Source organism: Lentzea sp. NPDC051208, from assembly GCF_040682435.1.
Classification (GTDB): domain Bacteria; phylum Actinomycetota; class Actinomycetes; order Mycobacteriales; family Pseudonocardiaceae; genus Lentzea; species Lentzea kristufekii.
On record NZ_JBFBAW010000002.1, the window covers coordinates 316404 to 338607 of the forward strand.

At 70.4% G+C, this 22204-nt stretch carries 26 protein-coding genes; 12 read left to right on the plus strand and 14 right to left on the minus strand.

Annotated features, from left to right (window positions below):
- Nucleotides 1-921, minus strand: a complete 921-nt coding sequence (locus AB0M48_RS05825) for an AraC family transcriptional regulator (RefSeq protein WP_363836211.1) — start codon at nucleotides 919-921, stop codon at nucleotides 1-3.
- A gap of 128 nt (nucleotides 922-1049) precedes the next feature.
- Between AB0M48_RS05825 and AB0M48_RS05830 the strand changes: the two genes are divergently transcribed.
- Entirely contained in the window at nucleotides 1050-1337 is a 288-nt protein-coding gene (locus AB0M48_RS05830) for a DUF1330 domain-containing protein (protein ID WP_363836213.1), read from the plus strand.
- 22 nt (nucleotides 1338-1359) lie between these two features.
- Here the strand turns inward: AB0M48_RS05830 and AB0M48_RS05835 are convergent, their stop codons facing one another.
- Nucleotides 1360-2169 carry a helix-turn-helix transcriptional regulator gene (locus tag AB0M48_RS05835; protein ID WP_363836214.1) on the minus strand — a complete coding sequence of 270 codons (810 nt, stop codon included), beginning with the start codon at nucleotides 2167-2169 and terminating at the stop codon, nucleotides 1360-1362.
- A 101-nt stretch (nucleotides 2170-2270) separates the two neighbouring features.
- On the opposite strand from AB0M48_RS05835, the gene AB0M48_RS05840 reads away from it, so the two are divergent.
- The 6 genes from AB0M48_RS05840 to AB0M48_RS05865 all read left to right on the plus strand — a co-directional run bounded on the left by AB0M48_RS05840 (nucleotide 2271) and on the right by AB0M48_RS05865 (nucleotide 7710).
- Complete coding sequence (locus AB0M48_RS05840) at nucleotides 2271-3116, plus strand: helix-turn-helix transcriptional regulator (RefSeq protein ID WP_363836216.1); 846 nt, start codon at nucleotides 2271-2273, stop codon at nucleotides 3114-3116.
- 139 nt (nucleotides 3117-3255) lie between these two features.
- A complete protein-coding gene (locus AB0M48_RS05845) occupies nucleotides 3256-4101 on the plus strand; it encodes an SDR family NAD(P)-dependent oxidoreductase (RefSeq protein ID WP_363836217.1) in 846 nt (281 codons plus the stop codon).
- Nucleotides 4102-4123: 22 nt separating this feature from the next.
- Entirely contained in the window at nucleotides 4124-5500 is a 1377-nt protein-coding gene (locus tag AB0M48_RS05850) for an amidohydrolase family protein (protein ID WP_363836218.1), read from the plus strand.
- Between the two features lie 31 nt (nucleotides 5501-5531).
- A complete protein-coding gene (locus AB0M48_RS05855) occupies nucleotides 5532-5780 on the plus strand; it encodes an Atu4866 domain-containing protein (RefSeq protein WP_363836219.1) in 249 nt (82 codons plus the stop codon).
- Nucleotides 5781-5815: 35 nt separating this feature from the next.
- Complete coding sequence (locus tag AB0M48_RS05860; RefSeq protein ID WP_363836220.1) at nucleotides 5816-6604, plus strand: DUF1990 family protein; 789 nt, start codon at nucleotides 5816-5818, stop codon at nucleotides 6602-6604.
- A 5-nt stretch (nucleotides 6605-6609) separates the two neighbouring features.
- Nucleotides 6610-7710 carry an NAD-dependent epimerase/dehydratase family protein gene (locus tag AB0M48_RS05865; protein WP_363836221.1) on the plus strand — a complete coding sequence of 367 codons (1101 nt, stop codon included), beginning with the start codon at nucleotides 6610-6612 and terminating at the stop codon, nucleotides 7708-7710.
- A gap of 3 nt (nucleotides 7711-7713) precedes the next feature.
- Here the strand turns inward: AB0M48_RS05865 and AB0M48_RS05870 are convergent, their stop codons facing one another.
- Complete coding sequence (locus tag AB0M48_RS05870) at nucleotides 7714-8082, minus strand: VOC family protein (protein WP_363836222.1); 369 nt, start codon at nucleotides 8080-8082, stop codon at nucleotides 7714-7716.
- A 60-nt stretch (nucleotides 8083-8142) separates the two neighbouring features.
- On the opposite strand from AB0M48_RS05870, the gene AB0M48_RS05875 reads away from it, so the two are divergent.
- Complete coding sequence (locus AB0M48_RS05875; protein ID WP_363836223.1) at nucleotides 8143-8601, plus strand: MarR family transcriptional regulator; 459 nt, start codon at nucleotides 8143-8145, stop codon at nucleotides 8599-8601.
- A 4-nt stretch (nucleotides 8602-8605) separates the two neighbouring features.
- Here AB0M48_RS05875 and AB0M48_RS05880 read toward each other — a convergent pair whose 3' ends face one another.
- Genes AB0M48_RS05880 through AB0M48_RS05895 form a run of 4 tightly spaced genes read right to left on the minus strand, consistent with a single transcriptional unit; the run spans nucleotide 8606 to nucleotide 12155 of the window.
- Nucleotides 8606-9787 (minus strand): glycosyltransferase, encoded by a 1182-nt coding sequence (locus tag AB0M48_RS05880; RefSeq protein ID WP_363836224.1) that lies wholly within the window; start codon nucleotides 9785-9787, stop codon nucleotides 8606-8608.
- Nucleotides 9784-10674 carry a DUF3152 domain-containing protein gene (locus tag AB0M48_RS05885; RefSeq protein ID WP_363836225.1) on the minus strand — a complete coding sequence of 297 codons (891 nt, stop codon included), beginning with the start codon at nucleotides 10672-10674 and terminating at the stop codon, nucleotides 9784-9786. Before AB0M48_RS05885 ends, AB0M48_RS05880 begins: the two co-directional genes overlap by 4 nt.
- Nucleotides 10675-10689: 15 nt before the next feature.
- The gene (locus tag AB0M48_RS05890; protein ID WP_363836226.1) at nucleotides 10690-11400 is read right to left on the minus strand and encodes a hypothetical protein; all 711 of its coding nucleotides are present in this window, start codon (nucleotides 11398-11400) and stop codon (nucleotides 10690-10692) included.
- Complete coding sequence (locus tag AB0M48_RS05895) at nucleotides 11397-12155, minus strand: hypothetical protein (RefSeq protein WP_363836227.1); 759 nt, start codon at nucleotides 12153-12155, stop codon at nucleotides 11397-11399. Before AB0M48_RS05895 ends, AB0M48_RS05890 begins: the two co-directional genes overlap by 4 nt.
- A gap of 162 nt (nucleotides 12156-12317) precedes the next feature.
- Between AB0M48_RS05895 and AB0M48_RS05900 the strand changes: the two genes are divergently transcribed.
- Nucleotides 12318-12686 (plus strand): hypothetical protein, encoded by a 369-nt coding sequence (locus AB0M48_RS05900; RefSeq protein WP_363836228.1) that lies wholly within the window; start codon nucleotides 12318-12320, stop codon nucleotides 12684-12686.
- 44 nt (nucleotides 12687-12730) lie between these two features.
- On the opposite strand, the gene AB0M48_RS05905 is transcribed toward AB0M48_RS05900, so the two are convergent.
- The 3 genes from AB0M48_RS05905 to AB0M48_RS05915 all read right to left on the minus strand — a co-directional run bounded on the left by AB0M48_RS05905 (nucleotide 12731) and on the right by AB0M48_RS05915 (nucleotide 14521).
- A complete protein-coding gene (locus AB0M48_RS05905) occupies nucleotides 12731-13255 on the minus strand; it encodes a hypothetical protein (protein ID WP_363836229.1) in 525 nt (174 codons plus the stop codon).
- 123 nt (nucleotides 13256-13378) lie between these two features.
- Entirely contained in the window at nucleotides 13379-13780 is a 402-nt protein-coding gene (locus AB0M48_RS05910) for a hypothetical protein (RefSeq protein WP_363836230.1), read from the minus strand.
- A 3-nt stretch (nucleotides 13781-13783) separates the two neighbouring features.
- Nucleotides 13784-14521 (minus strand): lysozyme, encoded by a 738-nt coding sequence (locus AB0M48_RS05915; RefSeq protein ID WP_363836231.1) that lies wholly within the window; start codon nucleotides 14519-14521, stop codon nucleotides 13784-13786.
- A gap of 296 nt (nucleotides 14522-14817) precedes the next feature.
- On the opposite strand from AB0M48_RS05915, the gene AB0M48_RS05920 reads away from it, so the two are divergent.
- Nucleotides 14818-17133, plus strand: a complete 2316-nt coding sequence (locus AB0M48_RS05920) for a transglycosylase domain-containing protein (RefSeq protein WP_363836232.1) — start codon at nucleotides 14818-14820, stop codon at nucleotides 17131-17133.
- Nucleotides 17134-17297: 164 nt separating this feature from the next.
- Here AB0M48_RS05920 and ligD read toward each other — a convergent pair whose 3' ends face one another.
- The gene (gene ligD / locus AB0M48_RS05925) at nucleotides 17298-18245 is read right to left on the minus strand and encodes a non-homologous end-joining DNA ligase (protein ID WP_363836233.1); all 948 of its coding nucleotides are present in this window, start codon (nucleotides 18243-18245) and stop codon (nucleotides 17298-17300) included.
- Between the two features lie 235 nt (nucleotides 18246-18480).
- Between ligD and AB0M48_RS05930 the strand changes: the two genes are divergently transcribed.
- Nucleotides 18481-18888: an ATP-binding protein gene (locus AB0M48_RS05930; RefSeq protein ID WP_363836234.1), complete on the plus strand. Its 408-nt coding sequence runs from the start codon at nucleotides 18481-18483 to the stop codon at nucleotides 18886-18888.
- 5 nt (nucleotides 18889-18893) lie between these two features.
- On the opposite strand, the gene AB0M48_RS05935 is transcribed toward AB0M48_RS05930, so the two are convergent.
- Genes AB0M48_RS05935 through AB0M48_RS05945 form a run of 3 tightly spaced genes read right to left on the minus strand, consistent with a single transcriptional unit; the run spans nucleotide 18894 to nucleotide 21291 of the window.
- Entirely contained in the window at nucleotides 18894-19247 is a 354-nt protein-coding gene (locus tag AB0M48_RS05935; RefSeq protein WP_363836235.1) for an STAS domain-containing protein, read from the minus strand.
- A complete protein-coding gene (locus tag AB0M48_RS05940) occupies nucleotides 19244-20491 on the minus strand; it encodes a SpoIIE family protein phosphatase (RefSeq protein ID WP_363836236.1) in 1248 nt (415 codons plus the stop codon). Before AB0M48_RS05940 ends, AB0M48_RS05935 begins: the two co-directional genes overlap by 4 nt.
- The gene (locus AB0M48_RS05945) at nucleotides 20491-21291 is read right to left on the minus strand and encodes an alpha/beta hydrolase (RefSeq protein ID WP_363836624.1); all 801 of its coding nucleotides are present in this window, start codon (nucleotides 21289-21291) and stop codon (nucleotides 20491-20493) included. Before AB0M48_RS05945 ends, AB0M48_RS05940 begins: the two co-directional genes overlap by 1 nt.
- 143 nt (nucleotides 21292-21434) lie before the next feature.
- Between AB0M48_RS05945 and AB0M48_RS05950 the strand changes: the two genes are divergently transcribed.
- Nucleotides 21435-22181 carry a GAF and ANTAR domain-containing protein gene (locus AB0M48_RS05950; protein ID WP_363836237.1) on the plus strand — a complete coding sequence of 249 codons (747 nt, stop codon included), beginning with the start codon at nucleotides 21435-21437 and terminating at the stop codon, nucleotides 22179-22181.
- Nucleotides 22182-22204: the final 23 nt, after the last annotated feature.

The window sequence follows — 22204 nt, forward strand, 5'->3', positions numbered from 1 at the left end:
TCACCCACCTTCCCCGTGCTGCTGGCGGCGGAACTTGCCGGGCGCCGTGCCGAACTCCCGCTTGAAGGCGTTGGAGAAGGCGAACTCCGAGGTGTAGCCGACGGTGCGGGCGATCGCGGCCAGCGGGGCCTGGCCGTCGCGCAGCATTCGCGCGCCGGTGCTCAGGCGCCACCAGGTCAGGTAGGCCATCGGGGACTGCCCGACGAGCGAGGTGAACCTGCGGGCGAAGGCCGTCTTCGACATCCCCACCCCGGCGGCCAGTTCCTGGACCGTCCACGGGTGTTCCGGTGCGCGGTGCATGTGCTGCAACGCGGTGGCGATCGCGGGCTCGGTGAGCGCCACGCACCAGCCTCCGCGGGGGCCGTGGCGCGTCGCCTCCTCTTCCAGCCAGGCTCGCAGCAGGTAGACCAGCAGCAGGTCCATCAGGGCGGGTACCGCGGCGGCGGCGCCGGGGCGGGCTTCGATCAGGTCCGCGCCGAGGAGGTCCACCGCGCTGCGCAGGGCCGAGTGGTCACCGAGCCGGGCGGGGAGGTGGACGACTTCGGGCAGGGTCCGCAGGAACGGGTGGGCCTGCCCGCGATCGAGCCGGTAGGCCCCGCACAGCAACTGCGCCTGACCCGGCGCGGGCTCGTGGTCCGGCGGGCCCGCCTCCGGTGCCAGGGGCAGCTCGGTGATCGTCCTGTCCGGACTGTCGCTCATGCCGTGCACCGCGCCGTGCGGCAGGAACACCACGTCGCCCGCGCCCAGAGCGATGGGAGAACCGGTCGGCGGGATCAGCCAGCAGTTGCCCTCGAGGACGACGTGGAAGCCGGCTCCCGGGTAAGGCCCGAACGCGTACCCCCACCGGCCGCTCAGGCGGGACCTCGTGAACTTGGCACGGCCCGCGCGAACGGTGGAGATCACGTCGCTGAAGACGTCCATCACCCCATAGTACGACGTGCACGGCGGTCTGATCGAGTATGAAACTGGTCGTCTCTCGCATTGGAAAGACCACCCTGCGTCCTTAGCGTTGAACGCGAGCAATCAACGCAGTCGAAGGAGACGCCGACATGGCCGCATATGTCGTGATCGACCTGAACGTCGCTGATCCGGCCGGTTTCCAGCAGTACGTCGACGGTGTGACGCCGTTGATCGAGAAGGCGGGCGCGCGCAACGTCCTGATCGACGGCGGCGCCCTGGTGCTCGAAGGTGACTGGGCTCCGCCGACGCTCGTGATCCACGAGTTCGAGAGCAAGGCCGCGGTCCAGGAGTTCTGGGACTCGCCGGAGTACCAGCCGTTCAAGGAACTCCGGCGCAAGTACTCCACGGTGAAGGTCGTCGTCGGCGAGACCACCTGACCGGAAGTGCTGAGCGCGCTGGTCAGGCGGCCAGCGTGCTCAGCAACACCAGGGCGTCGGCGGAGCGGGAGCGCGGTTCGGCCGGCTGGGCGACCAGCCGCCGGCCGGGCGCGCTGGTGATCGGGAAGATCTCCGTGCGCAGCTCCAGCTCGCCGACGTCGGGGTGGAAGAAGTGCGTGCCGTGCGTGATCCGGCCGCGTGGCTCGGGCTCGGCCCAGAGCCGGCGGAACCGCGGGCTGGCGAGGGAGAGTTCGCCGACCAGCTCTCGCAGTCCGCGCTCGTCGGCGGCGTGATCGGCGTCGCGGCGCAGGTCGAGGACGGCCGCACGGGCCGTGGCGGTCCAGTCGAGGAAGAACTCGGGTGCCGCGGGGTCGAGGAAGATCATGCGGTGCAGGTTGTCGCCGTGGACGAAGCGGCTATGCAGTGCGGTGGCGAGGGCGTTGCGCGCCAGGACGTCGTTGAAACGGCCGAGGACGTAGGCGGGCGCCGTGGTCCAGTCGTTCAGCAGCTGCAACAGGTGCGGGCTGACGCGGTCGCGGGTCCGCCGGCGTGGGGCCGGGCGGGCCAGGCGGTGCAGCTCGGCGGCGGCGGTCTCGTCCAGGCACAGGGCTCGCTTCAGGCTTTCCACGGTCTGGTGGGTCGGTCGCTCGTGCCCCTGTTCCAGCCTGGCGTAGTAGCCCGCGCTCAGTCCTGTCAGCAACGCGACCTCGTCGCGGCGCAGTCCGGGAACCCTGCGGCGGCCCGCGGTCCTGAGCCCCGCCTGCTCGGGCTGGACCAAAGCACGGCGGGTGCGCAGGAAGGCGCCCAGCGCCGTGTTCCGCTCACCGTTCATGAGGTCGAGGCTAGGGAACGGACGAGGGTTCAGCCTGGGTGCGTCTCACCCAGGATGGCCGCGGTTGACGGGAGACCGCCGCACAGGTTGAGTCTGCCGTCATGACCGGCACACCTCTCGGCGACTTCCTCCGTGCCCGGCGTGCGGCGCTCACACCGCAGGACGTCGGGTTGCCCGAGCACGGCCGTCGTCGCGTGCAAGGCCTGCGCCGCGAGGAGGTCGCCATCCTCGCCGGGGTGAGCAGCGACTACTACATGCGCCTGGAGCAGGGCCGCGAGTCCAGTCCGTCGGCACAGGTGGTGGAGGCGGTGGCGCGGGCGTTGCAGCTCGACGCCGCGGCCACCGAGTACCTGTGGCTCCTGGTCCAGCCGGCGGAGGCGAGGACGTGGCGCCGCACCGGGAGCATCCCGGTCAGCGCCCAGCTGCGGCGGCTCATGGACAGCTGGTCCGACTCCCCCGCGTTCGTCGTCGGTCCCGCGCTGGACGTCATGGCGTCCAACACGATGGCCGACGCGCTGCACGACGCCTTCACCCCCGCCGACAACCTGGCCCGCATGGTGTTCCTGGATCCCGCCGGGCGTGCGTTCTACCGGGAGTGGGACCGCGCGGCGCACTCCTGCGTCGCCGAGATCCGTGCCGCGTACGGCCACGATCCCGAGAACGCGCGCATCGCCGAGGTCGTCGCCGACCTGTCCGCCCGCAGCCAGGAGTTCGCCGGGCTGTGGGCCCGGCACGACGTGAAGCCCAAGACCCAGGAGACCAAGCAGCTGCACCACGCGCTGGTGGGTGACCTGGAGATCCAGTTCTCCGCGTTCACCGTCAGCGGCGCTCCGCACCAGCAGTTGATCGTCTACCAGGCCGAGCCGGCTTCCCCTGCGGTGGAGGCGTTCAGGCGTCTGCGCGCCCACGCCGACGCCTTGCGTTCCGCGGAGGCTCGGCGCGTCTAGGCCCGAAGCCTGGGTGGGTGCGTTTCTCCCAGGAAACCCGCGGCCTTCTTCCGGCTGTCCCAGGTGGACAAACTCGTATCTGTCAGCGGCGGGAAACGCCCGCCGCACAGGCAGAACAGCCGGAAGGAACGAGATCGTCATGTCCACCTGGTTCATCACCGGAGCCTCCCGCGGCCTGGGCGCCGAGATCGCCCGAGCCGCTCTGCGCGGCGGCGACGAAGTCGTGGTCGGCGCGCGCAACCCGGACCGCGTGCCGGACGACCTGAAGACTGCGGCGAACACGTTGGTCGTCGCGCTGGACGTCACCGACGCGCAGACCGTCTCCGGCGCCGTGCAGGCCGCCACCGACCGCTTCGGCGGGATCGACGTGCTGGTCAACAACGCGGGCCGCGGTCTGCTCGGCGCGCTGGAGGAGATCACCGACGCCGAGGCGCGGTCCCTGTTCGACCTCAACGTCTTCGGCCTGATCGCCATGACCCGCGCGGTGCTGCCCGTGATGCGCCGCCAGGGATCCGGCAAGCTCGTCCACATCGGATCCCGGTCGGGTTTCGAGGGCGAACCGGGCGTGAGCCTGTACAGCGCCTCGAAGTTCGCCGTGGCCGGGATCAGCGAGGCATTGTCCGCCGAGATGGCGCCGTTCGGGATCCAGTCCATGGTCGTCGAGCCCGGTGTGCTGCGCACGGACTTCCTCGACGCCAGCTCCCTGTCGCTCGCGGCGCAGCGGATTCCGGACTACGACGGCACTCCCGCGCACGTGACCCTCGAGTGGGCCGGCACGGCCAACCACACCCAGCTCGGCGACCCGGTCAAGGGTGCCGCACTGATCCACGAGGTCACGAGCGGCGCCAGCCTGCCGACGCACCTCTACCTGGGCCCCGACACCCTCGACCGGCTGCAGGTCAAGCTCGCCCGGATCGAGCAGGACCTGGCGCCGTGGCGGGACAAGTCCGCCGCCACCGCCCACGAGGACGTCGTCCCGGCCTGACCACCAGAAAGCAGGAACGACCATGACCACCACGCTCGAACTGCTGCGCCGGCACGGCTCAGACCCGCGACGCCGCGTCCTGCTCAGCGGCGCCACCGTCGTCACCATGGACCCCGCACTCGGCACCCTGCCGCAAGGCGACGTGCTCATCGAGGGCGACACGATCGCCGCCGTCGCCGCCGAACTGCCCGTCGGCGACGCCATCGTCATCGACGCCACGGGCTACATCGTTGCTCCCGGCTTCGTCGACACCCACCGGCACGCCTGGGAGGCGCAACTGCGCCGGATCATGCCCGACGTCAACGACCTCGGCGAGTACGTGATGTCCACGCTGGCCGGCATCGCCCCGGCCTACCAGCCCGACGACATGTACGTCGGGACGAAACTGGCCGCGCTGACCGCGATCGACAGCGGCATCACCACGATGCTCGACTTCTCCCACAACTCCCGCACGCCCGCCCACTCCGACGCCGCCGTCCAGGCGTTGATCGACACCGGCATCCGCGGCGTGCACGCCTCGATGCGACCGCACTTCGGCGAGTGGGAAGGCCAGTGGCCGGCCGACCTCACGCGGTTGAAGGACACCTACTTCTCCTCGCGCGACAGCCTCGTCACCCTGCGCCTCGCCACGCTGGCCACCGACGAGATCGCCGGGCCCGACCTCGCCTACGGCCCGCGTCTCGCCCGGCTCGCGCGCGACCTCGACATCGGCGTCAGCGTCGACGCCGTGTTCGGCACCTCGTCCTCCGCGGCCGTGCTGCGCTGGGCGGAGGAGGGAATCCTCGGTCCGGACGTCTCGCTGATCCACTGCACCGGCCTCACGGCCGCGGCCTGGCAGGCCATGGCCGACACCGGCGCCGCGGTCTCCCTGGCGCCCACCTCCGAAGCGCAGATCGGGCTGGAAACGGCCGTGCCCGCCATCGACGAGGCGCTCGCCGCCGGCATCCGCCCCGGTCTGAGCATCGACGTCGAAGTCGCTCTGGCCAGCGACATGTTCACGCAGATGCGCGCCCTGCACGCCATCCAGCGGATGCGGGCCGTGAACGCCGCCTACGGCACCACCGCCACGCCCGCCCGGATCGGCGTCCACGACGTGCTCGACTTCGCCACCCTGCAGGGCGCCAGGAGCATCGGCCTCGGCGGCGTCACCGGCTCCGTCACCCCCGGCAAGCAGGCGGACCTGCTGCTCGTGCACGCCGAAGACCTCAACAACATGCCGCTCAACGACCCGATCGGCACGCTCGTCCTCGGCTCCGACCCCCGCAACATCCGCGCGGTGTTCATCGCGGGCCAGGTCCGCAAGTGGGACGGCGCCGTCCTGGACGTCGACGTGCCCGCGCTCGGACAGGACGTCCGGGCCTCACGCGACCGGATCCTCAAAGCCGCGCACTCGTCCTGAGCACTCCGCAGATGCACGAAAGGGGAAGACCATGTCCGGCACCGCACCACACCCCCACATCGGCATGTGGGTCACCGCGGACGGCCGCATCCGCCAGGAGCTCCTGCCCCACGGTCGCTACGAGGAAGAACGCGACGGCCGCAAACGCGCCTACAACGGCCGGTACACCGTCGACGGCGACCACATCGACTACTTCGACGACCTCGGGTTCACCGCGACGGGTGACGTCCGCGACGGAATCCTCTACCACGAGCACCTGGTGCTGCACCGGGAGCGATGAGGGCATCGATCGGGCAGCGGCGGGTATCCGCGCCAATGCGCATCATCCGGGCGAAGAACCTGGCGGTTCCCGAAGCCGTGTCGCGGCTGCGGGACAGGGTGGTCAACTACGACGTGGACGAGATCCGCGCGTCCACCTGGCACTTCGATCACCACCGGTTCTTCCTGGGCACCGACCCGCCGGGACGTCCCGAGAAGGACTCCGTCTGGTGGCGCGCGCATCGGGAGGTGGCCGCCTACGCGTTCACGCCCGGTCGCCTGCTGCGCGCCCACTACGCGCGGGAGGACGAGCTCGTCGGGAGGGATCTGCTGCTGGTGGGCAGGTTCGCCTTCGCGAGGTTCGCCATGGGTGTGCGGATCACCGAGGCCGGGTTCGACGAGGACGGCGTGCGCTACTCCTGGGGATGGAGCTACGAGACGCTGCAGGGCCACCTGGAACGGGGCCGGGTCGACTACCGCGTCGTCAAGGACCTCCGTTCCGGAGCGGTCACGCTGGAGGTCAACAGCTACAACCAGGTCAACCCCCGCACGCACCCGCTCATCCGCATGGGCTGGTCCTTCTTCGGCAGGCGCGCCCAGCACAGGTTCTACAGCGCGGTCGGCGCGAACCTCCGCCGCCTGGCACAAGGACCTTCCGACGGCGAACCGGACGACAGCGGCGAGCGCTTCGTCGCGGTGCCCCGTGACGTCGGTTCGTGGAAAGAGCCGTTCTGGGCGATAGCCGTTCTCGACGGCGCGAACGACCCGGAACCGCACGGGGCGCTCGCGCATACAGGCTCTGCACGCGGGTACACGCAACAGAATCAGTGCCCCAGTGCGGAATGAGGTCGATGGTGAAGATCGTGATCACCGGAGCGTCGGGAAACGTCGGCACCGGCCTGCTCCGTGCCCTGGCCGCCGACAGCTCCGAGCACGAGGTGGTCGGCGTCTGCCGTCGCCCTCCGGAGGCGGTCCCGCCCTACGACTCGGTGAGGTGGCAGTCGTGCGACCTGGCGGCCGACGACGCGCCGGACGTCCTCGACGAGGTCCTGCGCGACGTCGACGCCGTGGTCCACCTCGCCTGGATGTTCCAGCCCGTCCGCGACGGGGCGCGGATGCAGCGCACGAACTTCAAGGGCACCTCCGCGGTGCTGAGCGCGGCCCGGCGCGCCGGCGTCCCACAGATCGTCCACTGCTCGTCGATCTCGGCCTACGCGCCCACGTCGGCGGCACCCGTGACCGAACAGGCCGCCACCTCGGGCGTTCCCGGCTCCGCCTACGGTGAGGGCAAGGCCGAGGCCGAGGCGCTGGTCGCCCGCTTCGCCGAGGACAACCCGGACATCGCGGTCGCCACGATCCGCCCGACGCTGGTGGCACAGGCCGCCGCCTCGGCGAGTTTCCTGGCGTTGTTCTTCGACCCGCTGGTCCCGCGGCAGCTCTTCTCGTTGCTGCGCCGCGGCAAGATCCCGCTGGTCCCGCTGCCTTCCCAGCTGAAGGTGCAGCTCGTGCACTCCGACGACGTCGGGGACGCCATCGTCCGGATCCTGCGCACCCGCGCACGCGGGCCGTTCAACATCGCGGCGGACACGCTGACCACGCACGACCTCGCCGCCGCGGCGGGCGGGCGACCGCTGCCCGTGCCCACCGGTGTCATGCGCGCGATGGTCCGCCTTCTGTGGCGGGCGCGCGTGCTGCACATGTCACCGGGGTGGTTCGACGTCGGCACCAGGTCACCGCTGATCGACACCAGCCGGGCCCGCGAGGAGCTCGGGTGGACACCCCGCACGAGCAGCACGGCCTGTGCGCGCGAGCAGCTCTCCGGCATCGCCGACGCCACCCATCTCCCCAGCCCGGTGCTGCGCCGTGATCGGTTCAAGACGGAGAGGCGGAACTCCCGATCTGCTGCTGACCGACGACAACTTCGCGCGAAGGCGGCGACCACGCCGCTCTAGCCGTCAGGCGCGGTCGTGGAGGGTGACCTGGTAGCCGTCGGGGTCGGCGAAGGTGAACGTCCGGCCGAAGGGGCCGTCGACCGGCGCGGAGACGATGGTGTGGCCGTCGGCGGCGAGGGCGTCGTGAACGGCCTGGACGCCGGTGGCGTGGAACCAGATCGCGGCGCCGATGCCGGGCTGGGCGACGGAGGCTAGGTCGGTGCCGGGAACGACCTCGCGGAGCGCGAACGCGATGGGCTTCGTCTCGAAGACGACGGCGTGCGGAGGCCCGGCCGGCGAGCGGACGAGACCGAGGTACTGCTCGTAGAACGCCTGTGAGGCGTCGAGGTCGCGCGCTTGGAACGAGAGGAAGTCGGGGCCGGTGGCAGGCATGATGCTCCTTCTTTACGTGTCAGTATCCTGACACGCATCACGCTATGTCAGAATACTGACATGAGTCAAGACGGCACCGGCGTCGACCTGGAGACGTCGCTCGGCTACCTGCTGAAAGAGGCGTCGAGCGTGCTCCGCACGGCCATGGAGGAGGTGCTGCGGCCGCTCGGGATGAGCGTGACGCACTACGCCTGCCTCGAACTGCTGGCCCAGCGGCCGGGCTTGTCGAACTCCGAGCTCGCGCGGGGCACGTTCGTGACACGGCAGTCGATGAACGTGCTGCTGCAGAACCTGGAACGCGAGGGCCACGTGAGCAGGCCCGCGGAGGCGCCCGTCGGGAAGGTCCTTCCCACGCGGCTCACCCCTCGCGGACGACGCAGCCTCGAGAAGGCGACCGCGGCGGTCCGGGCCGTCGAGGTCAGGATGCTGGCCGGCCTCACCGAGGCCGACCAGGCAGCCGCGCTCCGGATCCTGCGGAGCATGGTCCGTTCCCTGCGTGACGGCGACGGCGGTGCCTAGCCCGTCACCGCGCTGCGACGATCGCTTCCTCTCCGGCGGCGACCGGCGCGGCCACGCGCTGGTAGATCCGGCCCATCTCGAGCGCAATCCGTTGCCAGGCGTACCGGACGCGCGCACGGTCCTCCGCCGCGAAGCTCATCTCCTGGCGCCGGACGTCGTTCGCCAGAAGTGAGCGCAACGCCCGCGCCAGCGTGGCGGGCTCCCGAGGCGGGACGTGCAGACCGGTCACGCCGTGCACCACGGTCTCGACCAGGCCGCCCACCGCCGTCGCCACCACCGGAACCCCGCACGCCATGGCCTCGATCGGCGCGATTCCGAACGGCTCCTGCCACTGCGGGCACACCACCACGTCCGCGGAACGCAGGAGAGGGGCCATTTCCGCGTGCGGCACACGTCCGAGGAACGTGACGCGGTGCGCTACGCCCAGCCGGTCCGCCAACTCCCGCAGCCGCCGGAGGTTCGCGTCCGGTGCCGGCCGTGAGCGGCTCGGACCACCGGCGACCACCAGCTCGGTCCAGCCCACCGCGGCGAGGGCGCTGATCAGGTCGTCGACACCGTCGTGCGGGGCGAGGCCTCCGACCGTGAGGATGCGCGACATCCCGCGGCGCGACGCGGTGGGGCCGTTCGGCGTGAACTTGTGCAGGTCCACGCCCCAGGGAACGGTCGAGATCTTGGACCGGCGCACCCCCAGCCCGGCCAGCTCGTTCGCTTCGTGGCCCGACGTGGCGATCACGCACGCCGCCTCGCGGCCGACCACCCGCTCGCGCGCCGCGGAGTCGCCTCCCCGGAGCGCGTGGTAGCTCTGCACGACGGGAATCCCGTTGTGGCGCGTGCTGACCACCGCCGCGAAGCCGGAGGTCCAGTGGTGCGCGTGGACGAGGTCCGGAACGTCGGCGGCCCAGTGCTCCTGGAGCGACCGCGCGAACTCGCCGATGTGCGGGACGACGTCGTCCTGGCCGAGCTGCCGGGCGGGCCCGGCGGGCACGTGCACCACCTCGAACCCGCTGCCGATCCGCGTCCGCTCCGGCAGACGCGCGTCCGCCCGGCGGGTGTAGATCGTCAGGTCGTGTCCCTGCTGGTGCAACGCCTCGGAGAGCTCGGCGACGTACAGGCGCTGTCCGGTCGCGTCCCGGTCGCGCAGCGCGGTCAGCGGGTTGGCGTGCAACGAGACCATCGCGATCTTCACCTGGTCACCCCCGGGTTGGGCCACGGGTTCGCCACGCAGGTCTTGCCGTCCCGGACCACCGCCAGCCCCTGGGGCGCGGTGGCGGTGATCTCGGCGAGCGCGTCGTTCGACACCGAGAAGGTCTGCTGCATCATCACGGGTGCGGGGGCGCCGTCCACGGGGCACGGCTCGTGCCGGTGGCCGAGGAAGTGCCCGATCTCGTGGTTGACGAGGTACTTCCGGTACCCCTCCAGGTCACCCGCGAACGACTGGGCTCCCCGGAACCACCGCGGCGCACTCACGTACACCACACCGTTGATGTAGCAGGAAGTGTCGTAGGGGATGTCGAACCCGCAGATGGCGCGGGCGGTCTCCTTCGCGGTGAGCCGGATTCGCACGTCCGGCTCCTCGACGTCGACGCGGCGGAAGGCGACGTCGCCCGACGCGGTCCAGCCCCGCGGGTCGGCGAGGGCCGCGTCCACGGCCTTGGCGAACGGGAGCTGGGCCTGCGGCACCACGACGCCCTGTTCGACCTCGACGGAGTAGGTGCGCACCCGTCCGGTGCCGACCTGCGCGGTCGTGCCCGGGACGGTGCGCCACCACCCTTCGCCCTGGTCGCGCACCGCGACTCCCGGAGGGAGTTCGGGGCCGGGGCGAACCACGTCCCTGCCGGTCAGCGCCAGTGGCGTCGTGGTGGACGACGACGGCTGCGAAGGCGGCGCCGAAGAGGAAGGCGCGGACGACGAGGGTCCCGGCCGCACCGAGATGCTCGTGGCGATGACCGGAACCTGCGGCTGCGCCACTTCCTGGTGTGCGGGCGTGTCCGGCGGCAGGCTCTCCAGCATTCCGATCGTCACCCCGGCCAGCATCGCGGCGAAGACGTACATGACGATTCTTCCGACGGTCACGAGGTCACTCCCCCATCACGAGCAGCTGAACAGCACAGGACACGGCGCGTGGTGCAACGCCGCCCTCGCGGCGGGCTGCAGGCCCTCCGCGGCACCGCGCTCGCGACCGGACACCACGAGCAGGTCGCTCGGGAACAGTCGCGTCTCCTCCTGGACCGACCTGATCTCGCGCACCAGTTCGACGATGACGTCGGGACAGGCGGCGTGGACGAGGTCGGCGGCGGCGTCGAGCGCGTCGGCGGCGTCGAGGTACGGACGCGTCAGCACGCGAAGACGGGTGGCTCCCCGTGCACGGCAGAAGGCCGTCGCCCGTTGCAGGACGCCCTCGCCCCCCACCGCGTCGAGGACGGCCGTGACCACGCCGAAGCGGCAGGCGACCGCGGCGGGAGAGCCGCCCACGACGACGACATCACGAAGATCGCGGCCCGCGAGCGGCGGCACGGCCAGGGCACGGGCCCGGGAGATGACCACCAGGCCGCCTTCCCAGCGGCCGGGGGTGCACTCGGAGTGTTCGATGTGGATGGTGAGATCGGGGTGCTCGGCGAGCAGTGCCGCGACGGCGGCGTGCGTGGGGTCGTTCCTGGGGCCCGCGTGCACGACCAGGCCGACACCGAGCGCCTCGGCACACGCGGCGGCCCATCGAACGCCCGTGGCGCCCGAGTCGCGCACGTCCACCAGCACGCAGGTCGCCGTGATGCGCACGGACTCGTTGGCGAGCGCGGTCATCGCGTCACGCTCGGTGTGTCGGCGGTGGAGGGCGTCGTCTCGGCCAGTGCGTGCTCGCCGGTGGAGAGCGACTCGGCCAGCGCGGGCTCGGCGGCGGCGAGCGTGGTCTCGGTCAGCGCGTGCTCGCCGGTGGAGAGCGCCGGCTCGGTCAGCGCCGTCTCGGCCAGCGCGGGCTGGGTCAGTGCTGGCTCGGGGCTCCTCGGCGACGGCATGTCCGGCACGGCGGCGGAGACCTCGGCGTACCACTGGTCCAGCAGCCGCTGCCGCTCGGCCAGCTCGGCGAGCATGACGCGGGACCGCTCCAACGCCTCACCGACGATCTCCTGGGCACGCCTGCTCGCCTCGGCCAGCCTGCGCTGGCTCTCCTGCTCGGCCTCGTCCAGCAGGGTCGCCTGGCGGCTCGCGGCCTCCTCCGCGCGCTGCACGGCGTCCTCGGCGCGAACGCGGGCCTCGGCTTCGATCTCGTCCGCCTTGCGCCTGGCCACGTGCAGCAGGTAGCGGATGCACCCGGAGACGGCGTTGTCCTTGCTGTGCCCGGCGTGCAACGTGTGGTACTCGGCGAGCTCCGACCGCGCCTCCTCCAGATGACGGGCGAGGTCCTCGGCCGTTTCGAGGGCGGCGTCGCGGTCGGTGCAGGCCAGTTCGAGTTGCGCCTCCAGCCGGGCGTACTCCTCGTCGACCTGGGTCCGGTCGTAGCCGAGCCACCGGGTGCGGAAGTTCCTGGCACCCTCGTTCAGGAGATCGTCCATAGCCATGCCCGTGTCCTTTCCTGAACGTGGGCGGTTTTCGTGGTACCTGGCTGGTACCCGTGTACCGGCCTGCCAGACATCGCTGACCAGTAAGCACCCTGTCTAGTGAATTCCTCACGGACCGTCATCGGCATGGGTACTCGGTGTAGACCTGACCGGAGGTGTCCCGTGAACGAACACGAATCCGTCATCGAGCCGGACGTGGCCTGGCAACCGTTCGTCGACGCGCTCTGCTCGGCGTCCTCGACCTGGGACACCGGCCCCGGACGATTTCCTGACGTCGAGCAGCAGGACCCGGTCAGCCCCGGCCAGGCCGAGAACGTGATGCTCGCGATCGCCGCCCTCACGCAGCGGATGGCCACGGCGACGGTCTCGATCGTGCGCGCGCTCGCGGACACGAAGCTGGACTCCGTCACCGATGCGGACGACCTGTCGGACGAGGTGGAGTCGTTGGGGCGCATGGCGTTGTGCGCCGATGCCCTGCACCGCGCGGCTGAGCTCGCGCGGGCGGTCGCCGATCAGCGGAGCGACGTGTAGGCGCGCCGGGTGCTCCGGCGCGCCTACACGTCGTTTGTTCAGTTCTACCGGCTCCGCAGGAAACCGATGTAGGACTCGGCCGCGGCGCGGGCCCTCTCGCGCAGCGCCTGCGGGTCGGTCGCCGCCGCGGCCTTCAGCCCCTCACAGCTCGCCGCCAGCGACTCGGGCCCCAGCGCGTTCATGGCGGCGTCCGGCAGTTCGTCCTTCATGCACCGGGTGGCGCGCCCGACGGCGTCGGGGTTGCAGTAGTCGCCCGGTGAGTAGCACTTCTCGACGACGGCGTCGAGTGCGGGCTTGCCCTGGCGGTAGATCATCTCCATGCTGCCCAGACCGGAGACCGCCTTCGGGAGCACGACGTCCTTGAGCTCCTGGACGTCCCGCCGGTCTGTTCCAGGTTCGAGTTGCGCCTGGCAGACACGGGACAGGAACTCCTCGCGTGTGATCTTGGTCAGCGTGCCGACCGTGTCGCTGAAGTCGCCGTAGCACGCGATCGCGTTCGCGGCCGCGGGAGCGAGCACCAGCGGGATCGCGGCGAACAGCGCGGCCAGTGCGGTCGTCCTGGTCTTCATGTCGTCCTCCTGGGCATCAGCCGATCGGTCAGTCGACTGGTACCCGCACGGCCGCGCGACTCATCGTCGTCCGCCGGAGTCGACCGCATCGAGTGACACCCAGGAGTCCACAACGGACGGCCCTCATGGAGGCGTCGACGCGGTGTTGTCCACCGTGAACTCGTGGTCCACGACTGCATCCATGATCAACGGTGTGGTGCTGCGGACACGCGCTGTCAGCGCATGGTCTCCCTCGGTCGGGGTGAAGCCCTCCAGGGTCAGCCGGTCTCCGTCACGGCCTGTCGCGATCATGGTGTCGTCCACGAGAACCTCCACCCGCTTCAGGGTGTCCGGGTGACCCGTGCTGATGCGGACGTGGTGCAAGGCGGACGCGCTCAGCACCGCGCCGTCCTCCAGACCGTCGATGGTCAGGCCGATCTTCTCGATGTGCGTCACGGAGGCCACGACCACGGTCGACGACACCGCGAACACCACGCCGAGGAAGACGAGCAGGAGGAGTTCAGACCTGCGGACCGGGGCGGGCATCGGTCATCCCGACGCCAGGGCGGCGAGCCGGTCCGCGCCCCCGTTGAAGACGTTCTGGTCGATCGGCGACGAGGTGTACTGCCAGATCGTGTGGAACGGCCACTTGTAGGGCATGGGGCCGACCGACGCCGCGTACCTGGCGAGCCACAACGGGTTGGTGGAACTGAAGTCGCCGCTGCGTCCTGTGCACTTGTCCCACCACTGCGTGGACGTGTAGATCACCGGCCAGCGCTTGGTCAGTGCGTGGTAGGTGTCGCTGAAGCTGCGGATCCAGTTCACCATCGCGGCAGGGCTCAGGCCGTAGCAGGTGTCGCCGCCGTACGGGTTGTACTCGATGTCGAGGGTGCCCGGAAGGGTTCGCCCGTCCCGCGACCAGCCGCCGCCGTTCTGCACGAAGAACCGCGCCTGCGTCGCGCCGTCGGAACGGTTCGGCAGCGCGAAGTGGTACGAGCCCCGGATCATGCCGACGGCCGCGGAACCGTTGTACTGCTGAGTGAACTTGGGATTGCGGTAGTTGGTTCCCTCGGTCGCCTTGATGTAGACGAACCGCTTGCCCGCGCGCCACCAGTGTCCCCAGTCGACGTCGCCCTGGTGGCTGCTGACGTCGATGCCGTCCACCCGCCCCACGTTGTCGACGCCTAGGTCTGGTGGTGTCATGGGCATTTCGCCGGTGCCTTCGTGCTTCGCGATCTGCGAGCCGGCCGAGTGGTCGTCCGAGCCTTCGGACGCGTGGACGTGCACGGGACTCAGCAGGCTCGCGACCAACGCGATCGCAGCGGTGCGAACAGCACGAGAGCGTGCACTTGGTTGCGACTGCATTGGTTTCCTCCCCTTGCGTGAATGTTCCTGAAGGCCAGCTACCCGTGGCCAGAACGGAAAAACCGGACACGCATTTGTTGGCACGAGAGGGTGACCGCATTCGTGATCCAGCACGCTGGGTGACGAATTCCCCGACTGGGGTTCATTCGATGTGGGCGCCTGACCAGCGATGTACCGGGTAACCGCCGGAAGCCGCATTCAATGAGGGGAGTCTGGCCGTGGATCGCAAGGGAATCGCGCGCTGTACCGCCAAGCTCGCCGGGCTCTGCCTGCTCGCCGGCGCACTGGTCGCCGGCCTCCTCTTCCCCGCCACCGCGACGCTGGGAGCGTTGTCCAACAAGCTCAGCGACCAGGTGCAGTCCACATTGGCCGAGATGCTGAACTCCGACCCACCACTGATGACGACGGTGACGGACAAGGACGGGACGGCGATCGCGCATCTGTACGACCAGTACCGGGTGCGCACGCCGCCGGACAAGATCTCCCCGCACATGAAGGACGCGTTGTTCGCGATCGAGGACCGCCGCTTCTACGACCACCACGGCGTCGACTGGCTGGCCAGCCTGCGTGCCGCGGCCCGCAACAACGCGAGCGGGTCGGTCGAGCAGGGAGCGTCCACGCTGACCCAGCAGTACGTGAAGAACTATCTGGTGCACGTGCTGGGCCGCACGGACAAGAACGCGCAGCGCGCGGCCCAGGAACAGAGCATCACCCGCAAGCTGCGGGAGGCGCGCATCGCGGTGGGCATCGAAACGGCGCTGAGCAAGGACGAGATCCTCGCGCGGTACCTCGACCTCGTGCCGTTCGGTTCGACGATCTTCGGTGTCGCCGCCGCCGCGCAGGCCTACTTCGACACCACACCGGACAAGCTGACCATCCCCCAGGCCGCGACGCTCGCGGGCATGGTGAACAGCCCGACCGCGCTGGACCCGGAAGCACGGCCGGACAAGGCGGTGGAACGCAGGAACCTCGTGATCGACGCGATGCTGACCGACGGCAAGGTGTCCAAGGAGGAGGCGGACCGGCACAAGAACGCCCCGCTCGGCCTGCAGGAGCCCGTCCGTCCCTTGCAGACCGGATGCGTCGGCGCAGGACCGTCGTACGGGTTCTTCTGCTCGTTCCTGGTGGAGTACCTGACCGAGTCCGGCTTCAACCTGGAGGAGCTGAAGATCGGCGGCTACCGGGTGGAGACGACCCTGGACCCGAAGATCACCGAGCACGCGAAGCAGGCGGTCGAGGCGCAGGCGCCGAAGAACACCCCCGGCGTGGCGAACACCATGGCCGTCGTGCGACCGGGAAAGGACGCGCACGAGGTCGTGGCGCTGGTGGCCAACCGCGACTACGGCCTGAAGAAGGAGGAGTTCCAGACGCAGTTCGACCTGCCGAGCGGTGTGGAGAACAAGTTCGGCACGGGCTCGGTGTACAAGGTCTTCACCGCGGCCGCCGCCCTGGAGAAGGGATTCGGCATCGACACGGTGGTTGCCTCCCCCAACACCTACACCTCGAAGGTGTTCAAGGGTGGAGCCGCCTCCTGTCCCGCCACGGGTGAACCGAACACCTACTGGTACTGCCTGTCCAACCACAACGACCGCTACCCGCCGCAGATGCCGCTGCGGCAAGCGCTTGCGACGTCCCCCAACACGGCGTTCGTGATCCTGGAGGAGAAGACGGGCCTGCAAGCGGTGGTGGACATGGCGTCCCGGCTCGGCATGCGCAAGACGATGTCCACGAACATCGCCGGAGTGCAGCCGGATCCGAACGGCCCCAAGGACCTGCGGGTGAGCCAGGCTCAGTTCTACGCGGGCAACGGCAACGCCTCCTTCACCCTGGGTCCCGCACCGTCGAGCACCCTCGAACTCGCGAACGTGGCCGCGACGATCATGAGCGGGGGCACGTGGTGCAAGCCCACTCCGATCCGGCGGGTCCTCGACCGGGACGGCAAACCCGTTGAACTGAAACGACCTCCGTGCGAGCAGGCGGTGCCCGAACCTCTCGCGAACGCGCTCGCCGTCGGTCTCAGCGAGGACAGCAAAGGCATGGGCACCGCGGCGGCGGCAGCGCGCAAGGTGGACTGGAAGCGTCCGATGATGGGCAAGACCGGGACGACCGAGGAGTACAAGTCCGCGGCGTACATGGGAGCCACGCCCGACTACGCCGCCGCCGTCCAGGTGTTCAACGACAGCACCTCGCCGAAGGGCATCTGCATCAGCGCCGGACCGCCGCAGCTGTGCCCCGAGGGCAACATCTACGGCGGCACCGTGCCCGCGGCGACCTGGTTCGACACGATGACGAAGGTGCACGCCGACCTGCCGGAGAAGCCCCTGCCGCAGGTCGAGGAACGCTTCCTGCGCGGTGACGGGAGCATCGCGCCTCCTGCCCCTGTCACGACGGCACCGCGGCCGGAGGCAGCGGTGCCTCCCCCGGCCGCGGTGCCGCCGTCGCCCGCGGTGCCGCCGTCGCCCGCGACGCCTCCCCCGGCCGCGGTGCCGCCGTCGCCCGCTCCCGGATCCTCGTCCCCGCCGCCTCCTCGGTGACGACCGGCCAGCCGGGGAAGGGCGCCCACGGGCTGCTGCACCTGCGCGGTGACCGGGTCGACGCCGGCGTGCTGGCCATGCGAGCGGACCCGCTCGGCACGACGAGCCCCTCGTGCCGAGCGGGTCCGCGTATGTCTGGACGGTCGGCGCAGGCGCCGCCAGCGTCACTCCTGCGGAGGAAGTCTCACGCTGGACGGATCCCGGTCAGGACGCATTCCGCGCCAGGCCGGATGCCGCAGCCGACCGTCCGATGTCCACTGTCGATACTCGACCTCACCCACCAGCTCCGGCTCGACCCAGCGGGCGTCGCGGGCGTGCTCGCGCGGCACCTCGACGGCGAACGGGCTGGTGCGCCGCTCCCGCTTCTCCAGCTCTCGCTGCAGATCGGCGAGCACGGTCTGGCTGAAGCCGGTGCCGACGTGGCCGACGTACACCAGGCCGCCCTGGCCGTCGTGGGCGCCGAGGAGGAGCGATCCGAGCCTGCCCGCGCGGTTGCCCTGCCCGACGCGCCACCCTCCGATCACGACCTCCTGGGTGTACCGGAACGGCGTTTTCACCCACGCGGGTGACCGGCGGCCCGGTTCGTACCGGGACTTGACGCGCTTCGAGACGATCCCCTCGAACCCGTACTGACTCGCCACGTGCAGGACGTCCGCCGGATCGGTGCTCATGAACGTCGGGGGCACCTGCACCGCGTGGTCACCGGGCAGGCCCAGGTCGGCGAGCATCGCGCGCCGCACGTCGTACGGCGTCGACACCAGCGACCGCCCGTCCAGGTGCAGCAGGTCGAAGACGAAGTAGGCGATGCGCGGCCGCCTCGGGCGCAGCTCCCGCACGCCGGGGGCGGGCTTGTTGCGCTGCTGGAGCAGGCCGAAGTTCGGCCGTCCTTCCTGGTCCAGGGCCACGATCTCACCGTCGAGCACGGCGGTCCGGTGGTGCAGCAGATCGGGCAGGACCTCCAGCTCCGGGAAGCGCTGCATGAAGTCGAGGTCGTTGCGGCTGATCAGCTGGACGGTGCCGCCCTGGCAGTGCGCGACGCCCCGGTAGCCGTCCCATTTGAACTCGACGGCCCAGCCCTCGTCCTGCGGCACGCTGCCCGGTGTGGCGAGCATGGGCCTGACGAGATCGAGCGGCCGGCTCGCTGGTGCCGCGCTCTCCACCCTGGCAGCCCTCCTCCGTCCGGCCCCCTCGTAGTCATGGTCAGCGAGAATCGCCGAGGTCGCTACACGAAGTCCGATCGGCTCGCTCGCAGCACCGGTGTTGTGACGCACCGTTGCCCAACGGGCGTTTTGATCGGTGCGGGCGAGGTACCCCGTCCAGGTGATGCCGGCAGAACGGAGCCATGTCTTGGCCAACGGAGGTCCTGCTGCTGATGCGTGGCTCACGCTGGAGCTCACCGATACTGGCCCTGACACCGGAAAGGTCCGGCGCTGGGCCGAGTCGGTCCTGGAGAACCTGCACGAGGACGATCTGCTCGACGTCCTCCTGGTGATCACGGAGCTGGTGTCCAACGTGTACGACCACGCCCGGTTCCCGGCGCGCCTCAAGCTGCGCAGGTCGACCAAGCCCTGCACCGTCAGCATCGTCACCGAGGACGCTTCGCCCACGCTGCCCCAGTTGCAGCCGTCCTCGCCCGGTTCGGTGCGCGGCCGCGGCCTGATCATGGTGGACAAGCTGTCCAAGCAGTGGGGCGTGGCCCGGCGTGCGATGGGCAAGTGCGTGTGGGCCGTCGTGCCCTGCCCTGCCACGCCCTGACGGGGTCAGTGCTCGGTCGCGGGTTCCTGGGCGTGCTCCGCGGTCGGGAGGGTGGCGAACAGGTCGGCGAGGCCGAGCAGCCCGAGCACCTTGCCCAGGTGGCGGGGCACGGCCGCCAGCGCGATCGTCGCACCGGCCCTGCCGGCCAGCGACCGTGCCGCGATGAGGGCGGCGATTCCGCTGGAGTCGCAGAACTCCAGTCCGGACAGGTCGACGATCAGCTGATCACCGGTGCGCAAGGTGAGCTGCCGGATGGCTTCCTGTGCCTTGGGGGCGGTGGACGAGTCGAGTTCACCTACGAGAGCGAGAACCAGCCCGGTCGGGGTGGCTCTGGTCGTGGTGCTGAACCTGGTGCTCACGAGTCCCCGTTCCGGGGTAGGGGGATGCTCAGGGCGAGCAGAGCCGTGTCGTCCTCCACGCCGTCGCCGAAACCGGTGAGCAGCTCGGTCAGCGCACCGATGACCTCGGACGCGCCGGTCGCCGCCGACGCCGCGAGGTGGTCGAGCAGTTCCTCTTCGCTGTACCGCTCCCTGCTGGCGTGGACCGGGCGGGCCTCGGTGAGACCGTCGCTGTAGAGCAGCAGGGTGTCGCCCGGGCCGAGGTGTGCGGTGACCTCGGTGAACTTCGCTTCGGGGATGGCGCCGACGAGCATGCCGCCGTCGGTGTGCAGGAACTCCGTCGTGCCGTCGGCTCGGACCACGATCGCCGGCGGGTGTCCGCCGCTGACCAGGGTGATGGCGCAGCCCGTGTCGTCGGGCACGAGACAACCGTAGATGACCGTGCAGAACCGGATTTCCCCGCCGCGGTACTGCTGTTGCAGGACGGTGTTCAAGTTGTCCAGCACCTTGACCGGTTCGGGGTTGGACACCGCGGCGGAGCGCAGGGTGTAGCGGGCCAGCGAGGTCACCACGGCCGCCTCGGCGCCCTTCCCGGACACGTCGCCGAGGAAGAACCCCCAGCTGTCGCCGGTGAGCGGGAAGAGGTCGTAGAAGTCGCCGCCGACCTCGTCGATCGAGGCCGGGTGGTAGTAGGCGGCCACCTCCATGCCCGGCACCGTCATGAGCGAGGGCGGCAGGAGGGTCCGCTGCAGGGTCGAGGCGAGCTGCCGCGCCCGGTCGCGTTCGGCCTCGGACTCCTGGCGTGCCCGCAACAGCTCGCGTTCGTACGCGCGGCGGTCGCGCGCGTCGAAGAGGGTGATGCGGATCAGCTGCGCGGAGCCGTCGGCGCCCGTCTTCACCCTCGACGTCGCCATCACCGGCAGCCGCGTCCCGTTCGCGGCCTTCAGCTCCAGCGCGAGACCACCGGCCTCGCCGTGCATCGCCAGCATCGGCCCGATGTGCGTCTCGTAGTACATCCGGCCGCCCACGGTCAGCAGGTCGCTGAACCGCCGCCGGCCGACCAGCTCGCCGCGCTCGATCCCCAGCCAGCCGAGCAGGGTGCCGTTGATCTTGGCGATCGTGCCGTCCATCAACGTGGAGAGGTAGCCGCACGGAGCGTTCTCGTACAGGTCCTCGGCGCTGTCCTCCAGCAGCGCCGAGAACATCGCGCCGACGCCGTCCTCGTCGTGGCCTCCGCCACCACCGGCGTCGTCCGCCTGGCACATCACCGCGCACCCGCGAACCCGAGGATCGCCGCGGCGGTGGCCTCCGGAGCACTCAGCTGCGGACAGTGCCCGGTGGCGTCCAGCGTCACCAGCTCGCTGCCGGCGATCTGCTCGTGCACGAACCGGCCGACCTCCTGCGACGCGATGGCGTCCTGCGCGGTCTGGATCACCAGCGTCGGCACCGCGACCTTCGGCAGGTCGGCGCGGTTGTCGGAGAGGAACGTCGCCCTGGCGAACACCCTGGCGATCATCGGGTCGGTGCGGCAGAAGCTGTCGGTCAGCTCGCCGCCGAGCTCGGGTCGGTCCGGGTTGCCCACGATCACCGGCGCCATCGTCGCCGACCAGCCGAGGTAGTTCGAGTCGAGCGACTCCAGCAGCTCGTCGATGTCCTCCCGGCTGAACCCGCCCCGGTAGTCCCCGTCGTCGACGTAGCACGGGGACGGCGTCAGCAGCACCAGCTTCGCGAACCGGTCCGGCTCGCGGTTCGCCGCCAGCACCGCGATCATCGCCGACACCGAGTGACCGACCAGGACGACGTCGCGCAGGTCCAGCGCGGAGCAGATCTCCAGCACGTCCTCGGCGTAGCCGTCCAGCGCCGAGTACCTCTCGGCCGACCACGCCGAGGCGTCCGACCTGCCCGAACCGATGTGGTCGAACAGCACCACCCGGAACCGCTCGGCCAGCGCCGGCACGATCAGCCGCCACAGGTTCTGGTCGCACCCGAAACCATGCGCGAGCAGCACCGCCGGACCGTCATCACGCCCTAGAACGGTCACGTTGTTCCTGGTCGTCACGTCCACGGCACTCATCTTGCCAGTGGTTCGCCTCAGGCAAGCGTTGGAACCGAACGCGTCGGAGCACCGGGCGGCGCGGCAGTATGATCACCGGACTTCGCGTCAAGCAGCTGGCGTCCTGATCTCCGCTCGGAACGAGGGTACGGGGTATGACCGCCAGTGACCGTCCTGATCCACTCGCACGCCTGGACGAGACGACCGAAGCGCTGGGCTTGCTGCGCGACGCGTTCACCGGCGAGGAAACGCTCGGCGGCTCGCTGCGACGGCTGGCCGAGACCGCGGTCAGGGCGATACCCGATGCCGACGCCGTGACCATCACGGCGGTGACCACCGAGCAGCCGCGCACGGCGGCCGCCACGGACGACCGGCTCGTCGAACTCGACGAGCAGCAGTACGGCGCCGACCGCGGACCGTGCCTGGAGGCCGCCCGCTCGTTGCGGGCCGTGCGCGCGGTGGTCGGAGAACACCTCGACGAGTGGCCGGAGTTCGAAGCCGCGGCGGCCGCGCACGGTGTCCGCGCCTACCTGTCCGTGCCGGTCGTGCTGGCGGCCGCGGGCGACGGGCTGGAACGGCACATCGGCTCGGTCAACGTCTACAGCCGCGCCGCGACGGCCTTCGACCCGTTCGACGAGGGGCTCCTGCGCCTGTTCACGGTCGCGGCGACGGCCATGATCGGCAACGCCGAGCGGTGGCAGCGCTCCCGTGACCGCATCGAGCACCTGGAACTCGCGCTCGGCTCGCGCGCCGTGATCGACCAGGCCAAGGGGGTGCTGATGGCCGTGCACACCTGCTCCGCCGACGAGGCCTTCGCGCTGCTCGTGGAACGTTCCCAGCACCAGAACATCAAGCTGCGCGACGTCGCCAGGAACGTCCTCGACGAGGTCACCCGCGGCTGACGCGCCGGCGACCTGATCGGGTT

Excerpts from the sequence above, each read along its gene's own strand:
- AB0M48_RS05865 (WP_363836221.1), top strand. The coding sequence starts at position 6,610 with ATGGTGAAGATCGTGATCACCGGAGCGTCGGGAAACGTCGGCACCGGC.
- AB0M48_RS05850 (WP_363836218.1), top strand. The coding sequence starts at position 4,124 with ATGACCACCACGCTCGAACTGCTGCGCCGGCACGGCTCAGACCCGCGA.
- AB0M48_RS05840 (WP_363836216.1), top strand. The coding sequence starts at position 2,271 with ATGACCGGCACACCTCTCGGCGACTTCCTCCGTGCCCGGCGTGCGGCG.
- AB0M48_RS05825 (WP_363836211.1), bottom strand. The coding sequence starts at position 921 with ATGGACGTCTTCAGCGACGTGATCTCCACCGTTCGCGCGGGCCGTGCC.
- AB0M48_RS05940 (WP_363836236.1), bottom strand. The coding sequence starts at position 20,491 with ATGTGCCAGGCGGACGACGCCGGTGGTGGCGGAGGCCACGACGAGGAC.
- AB0M48_RS05855 (WP_363836219.1), top strand. The coding sequence starts at position 5,532 with ATGTCCGGCACCGCACCACACCCCCACATCGGCATGTGGGTCACCGCG.
- AB0M48_RS05875 (WP_363836223.1), top strand. The coding sequence starts at position 8,143 with ATGAGTCAAGACGGCACCGGCGTCGACCTGGAGACGTCGCTCGGCTAC.
- AB0M48_RS05895 (WP_363836227.1), bottom strand. The coding sequence starts at position 12,155 with ATGGCTATGGACGATCTCCTGAACGAGGGTGCCAGGAACTTCCGCACC.
- AB0M48_RS05830 (WP_363836213.1), top strand. The coding sequence starts at position 1,050 with ATGGCCGCATATGTCGTGATCGACCTGAACGTCGCTGATCCGGCCGGT.
- AB0M48_RS05905 (WP_363836229.1), bottom strand. The coding sequence starts at position 13,255 with ATGAAGACCAGGACGACCGCACTGGCCGCGCTGTTCGCCGCGATCCCG.
- AB0M48_RS05870 (WP_363836222.1), bottom strand. The coding sequence starts at position 8,082 with ATGCCTGCCACCGGCCCCGACTTCCTCTCGTTCCAAGCGCGCGACCTC.
- AB0M48_RS05910 (WP_363836230.1), bottom strand. The coding sequence starts at position 13,780 with ATGCCCGCCCCGGTCCGCAGGTCTGAACTCCTCCTGCTCGTCTTCCTC.
- AB0M48_RS05845 (WP_363836217.1), top strand. The coding sequence starts at position 3,256 with ATGTCCACCTGGTTCATCACCGGAGCCTCCCGCGGCCTGGGCGCCGAG.
- AB0M48_RS05950 (WP_363836237.1), top strand. The coding sequence starts at position 21,435 with ATGACCGCCAGTGACCGTCCTGATCCACTCGCACGCCTGGACGAGACG.
- AB0M48_RS05890 (WP_363836226.1), bottom strand. The coding sequence starts at position 11,400 with ATGACCGCGCTCGCCAACGAGTCCGTGCGCATCACGGCGACCTGCGTG.
- AB0M48_RS05835 (WP_363836214.1), bottom strand. The coding sequence starts at position 2,169 with ATGAACGGTGAGCGGAACACGGCGCTGGGCGCCTTCCTGCGCACCCGC.
- ligD (WP_363836233.1), bottom strand. The coding sequence starts at position 18,245 with ATGCTCGCCACACCGGGCAGCGTGCCGCAGGACGAGGGCTGGGCCGTC.
- AB0M48_RS05860 (WP_363836220.1), top strand. The coding sequence starts at position 5,816 with ATGCGCATCATCCGGGCGAAGAACCTGGCGGTTCCCGAAGCCGTGTCG.